Origin of the sequence: Aeromicrobium sp. CnD17-E (genome assembly GCF_024124745.1) — a bacterium.
Lineage (GTDB): Bacteria > Actinomycetota > Actinomycetes > Propionibacteriales > Nocardioidaceae > Aeromicrobium.
In genome coordinates this window covers 1-4,115 of sequence record NZ_JAMXRU010000168.1, presented here as the reverse complement: position 1 = coordinate 4,115, position 4,115 = coordinate 1, and the positions used below count along the sequence as shown (strand labels likewise).

Annotated in this window: 5 protein-coding genes; 3 read left to right on the top strand and 2 right to left on the bottom strand. The window is 72.5% G+C overall.

The features are described from left to right. The coding region (locus tag NH339_RS17540; protein WP_253027287.1) for an SH3 domain-containing protein at nucleotides 1-805 on the top strand (805 nt) is incomplete at its 5' end. A gap of 1 nt (nucleotide 806) precedes the next feature. Next, nucleotides 807-1,403 (top strand): dephospho-CoA kinase, encoded by a 597-nt coding sequence (coaE, locus tag NH339_RS17535; RefSeq protein ID WP_253027286.1) that lies wholly within the window; start codon nucleotides 807-809, stop codon nucleotides 1,401-1,403. A gap of 80 nt (nucleotides 1,404-1,483) precedes the next feature. On the opposite strand, the gene NH339_RS17530 is transcribed toward coaE, so the two are convergent. Continuing rightward, nucleotides 1,484-2,428, bottom strand: a complete 945-nt coding sequence (locus tag NH339_RS17530) for an RNA polymerase sigma factor RpoD/SigA (protein WP_253027285.1) — start codon at nucleotides 2,426-2,428, stop codon at nucleotides 1,484-1,486. Nucleotides 2,429-2,677: 249 nt separating this feature from the next. On the opposite strand from NH339_RS17530, the gene NH339_RS17525 reads away from it, so the two are divergent. Continuing rightward, on the top strand, nucleotides 2,678-3,181 hold the full coding sequence (locus NH339_RS17525) for a hypothetical protein (RefSeq protein ID WP_253027284.1): 504 nt from the start codon (nucleotides 2,678-2,680) through the stop codon (nucleotides 3,179-3,181). A gap of 9 nt (nucleotides 3,182-3,190) precedes the next feature. Here the strand turns inward: NH339_RS17525 and NH339_RS17520 are convergent. After that, a partial coding sequence (locus NH339_RS17520) for an FAD-linked oxidoreductase (RefSeq protein ID WP_253027283.1) occupies nucleotides 3,191-4,115 on the bottom strand: 925 nt, incomplete at its 5' end.

The following is a 4,115-nucleotide window of genomic DNA, read 5'->3' as shown; positions in this document are numbered from 1 at the left end:
TCCGTCCTGGCAGCGTCGCGCCGTCACCGTCGTCCTCCCCGCCGTGAGCGTCGTGGCCGTGCTGGGCGCCGCTGTCGCCGTCGTGCAGGCCCAGGGCCCCGACGCTCCCACGACGGCACCTCGCGCAGCCGCCGCGCCCGTGCAGGACGACGTCATCGCCGAGGCCTTCGAGGAGGCTCCGGAGGTGAACCGCAGCGCCGAGCGTCCGGAGCTGCCCGTCGAGGGCACCGTGCAGGTGGTCGTCAAGGGCCAGCAGGTCGCGCTCGACGACGGCGTCGCCGTGCACGCCGACGCCGACTCCGCGTCGCCGGTGCTGAAGCGGCTCGAGCGCGGGCAGAAGGTCGACGTCACCGGGCGGACCCGCGACGGCTGGACCGAGGTGGTCCTCGCCGACCTGCCCCGCTGGGTGCCGTCGCGGCAGGTCGCCGACGAGCTCCCGCTCGGGACGCAGCCCTGCCCCAAGATGTCGGAGGCCGGTCTGCAGCCCGACACCGTCAAGGTGTTCCGGGCCGTGTGCGAGCGCTTCCCCCAGGTCGGCGAGTACGGCGGCATCGCGGGACGTGGCGAGCACGCGACCGGGCAGGCGCTCGACATCATGGTGCGCGGCCCGCTCGGCGACGAGATCGCCGCCTTCCTCCAGGAGCATCGCAGCGAGCTCGGCATCGAGTACCTGATCTGGGAGCAGCGCATCTGGCGGCCCGCCACGTCGGCGAGCTGGCGGCCCATGAGCGACCGCGGTGGCGACACCGCCAACCACGTCGACCACGTGCACGTGACCACCTACGGCAACGCGGCGACGGGCTGACATGACCCTGCACGTCGGCCTCACGGGCGGCATCGGCTCCGGCAAGAGCACCGTCAGCGCACGGCTCGCCGAGCTCGGCGCGGTCGTCGTCGACTACGACCTGCTCGCGCGCGAGGCGGTCGAGCCTGGCACCCCTGGCCTCGCAGCGATCCGCGAACGGTTCGGGGACGCCGTGGTCGCCGCCGACGGGTCGCTGGACCGGCCCGCGCTCGGTGCCGTCGTCTTCGCCGACGAGGCCGCCCGCCGCGACCTGGAGGCCATCACCCATCCCGCGATCCGCGACCTCGCGGCCGCGAGGGTCGCTGCGGCACCCGACGACGCCGTCCTCGTGCACGACCACCCGCTGCTCGTGGAGATGGGCATGGCCGCCGCCTGCGACGTCGTCGTGGTGGTCGACCTGCCCCCCGAGCTGCAGGTGCGGCGGCTGGTCGAGCAGCGCGGCATGGCCGAGGACGACGCCCGCGCCCGCCTGGCCGCCCAGACCAGCCGTGAGCAGCGGCTCGCGGCGGCCGACGAGGTGCTCGACAACCAGGGCAGCCGCGAGGACCTGCTCGCGGCGGTCGACGCGCTCTGGGCGCGCCTCACGTCCGACCACTGAGCAGCCGGTCGACCCAGGCACGACGAAGCCGCCCTGTCGGGGGTGGCAGGGCGGCTTCGGGCTGGCGGTCCGAGGGGGTGTCAGGCCGCCAGGTCGGGGTCGGCGATCTTGCGCAGCGTGACGAGCGCCTGGCGCTCGAGCTGGCGCACGCGCTCGGCGGAGATGCCGTGGCGCTTGCCGATGTCGGCGAGCTTCTGCTGGCGCCCGTCGAGCAGGCCGTAGCGCGCCCGCACGATGTCGGCCTCGCGAGGGCCCAGGTGGTCGATCAGCGAGCTGATCAGGTGCTTGGTCTCGTCGTCCAGGACCGCCAGGTCGGGGCCGGGCTGGGTCTCGCGGGCGATGAGGTCACCGAGCGAGGTGTCGCCGTCCTCGTCGACCGGGGTGTCCAGGCTGACGTGGTCGCGACCCCAGGACAGCAGGTCGATGACGCGGTCGACGTCCATGCCGAGCTCGTCGGCGATCTCCTGCGGCTCGGGGTCGTAGCCGAGCGTGCGCTCGAGCGTCCGGCGTGCCGCCGTGACCTGGTTCAGCTCCTCCACCACGTGCACCGGCAGCCGCACGACCCGCGCCTGCTGCGCGATGCCGCGGGTGATCGCCTGACGCACCCACCAGGTGGCGTAGGTGGAGAACTTGAAGCCCTTCGCGTAGTCGAACTTCTCGACGGCGCGTATCAGGCCGGTGTTGCCCTCCTGCACCAGGTCGAGCATCGGCATCGCGGAGCGGCCGTACTTGCGCGCGATCGAGACGACCAGGCGCAGGTTGGCGTTGATGAACTCCTGCTGGGCGCGCTCGCCCTCGGCCGCGATGAACTCGAGCTCCTCGCGGGTGGCCCGCTTGGGTGCGCCGCCCTTCGCGCGGCCGATGCGTCCCTCGTCGAGCAGGTGCTGGGCGTAGAGGCCCGCCTCGATGCTGCGGCTGAGCTCGACCTCGCGGGCGGCGTCCAGCAGCGGCGTCCGGGCGATCTCGGCCAGGTACATGCCGACGCTGTCCTTGCCCTCGGCGCTCTCGTGCCTCGTTGACGTCATGTGAATACGCCTCCCATCGTGTCTGTACCAGTGCAACGCACCGGACGCACCGGGGATTCCACTCTCAGCCTCTTCTTGGCAGGTGTTCGCCGGGGTCTCAGGCCCGCCTCCGGGCTGCCCCGGGAGGGGTCCGGAGCACTCGCGGACGGGTGCGCACGGTCTCACACCGCGAGCCTGTTCCCCTCAAGTGGGACGAGGGACTAGGTTGTTCCCGTTCTTCATCCTTTTCTCAGCAACGGAAGGTTCCTCATGGCAGCCGACTTCAAGGCGCTCTCCAAGTTCGACCAGGGTGCCCTGGTCGCGGGCGCTGTCGCGATCCTGTTCTCGTTCTTCGACGCCTTCGTCACGGCCTCGGTCAAGGGCAGCGGCGACTTCGCCGTCAACACCTCGGCCGGCCGCAACGCCTGGTACAGCTTCGCGACGCTGGGCATCCTGCTCGTCATCGTCGCGGTCGTCGTGGTCGCGGTGAAGGCCTTCGCCGCGCAGAACCTCCCCGACGGTGTCCCGTGGCGCCTGGTGGCGCTCGCGACGGCCGCGCTCGGCACGATCCTGCTCGTCCTGCGTCCGCTCACCGAAGGCGGCGACGTCCCGTCCGGCATGGGCGTCGACGTGAGCGTGGGCCCGGGCTGGTCCGGCTACATCGTCTGGATCGCCGCGATCGCGCTGACCGTCTTCACGGCACTGTCGTTCAAGGACTCCGGCGAGAAGCTGCCCGAGGTCAACAAGAAGTCCGACCCGCCCGCCGCCTCCTGAGCGGACCGGTCAGGCGGTGAACGGCGGTCGGTCGTCGAGCGCGACCGACCGCCGTCCCGCCCACCTCCACAGGCGCGCGGTGACGTCGCGGTCCTCGTCGGTGACGAGGTTGCCCATCACCCGCAGCGCCACGGTCATGAGGGTCTGCGAGCGCATGCCGAGCGGTCCGAACGTCGGCAGCAGCCGCGGCACTGTGAGCAGCCCGGCCAGACGACGCGCGATCGAGAACGCCTCGCCGTAGTGGCCCGTCAGCAGCTGGGGCCACGCCTCGGCGACGTCGGTGCGTGAGGCGAGGAGCTCCGCGCCGACGCGCCCCGTCTCCAGGCCGTAGTCGATGCCCTCCCCGTTCAACGGGTTGACGCACCCCGCCGCGTCCCCGACGAGGATCCAGTTGGGTCCGGCGACACCCGACACCGCGCCACCCATCGGCAGCAGCGCCGACGTCGGCAGCCGCAGGTCGGGCCCGAGCTCCCACTCCTCGCGCCGCAGCTCGGCGTAGTACTCCATGAGCGGACGGATCTGCAGCGCCGCCGGTCGCTTGGCCGTGGCCAGCGCACCGACGCCGAGGTTGACCTCTCCGCCCTCGCCGGCCGTGCCGAGCGGGAAGATCCAGCCGTACCCGGGCAGCAACGCGCCCTTGTCGTTCGCCGCCCGTAGCCCGGCGCCCCCGCCGGGCTCCGCCCTCAGCTCCAGGTGGGAGGAGATCCACGGGTCGTCGAAGCGGCCGGACTTGACGTAGGAGCGGCCGGCGACCCCGTAGGCGGTGTCGCGGTGCCACTCCCGACCGAGCACCTTGCCCAGCGGCGACCGCACGCCGTCGGCGACCACGAGGCGTTCGCAGCGCACGACGTGCCGCTGCCTCTCGGGCCCGACGACGAACACGACGGCACTCACCCGGCCGGAGCCGTCGCGCTCGACGTCGACGGCGCGCGCG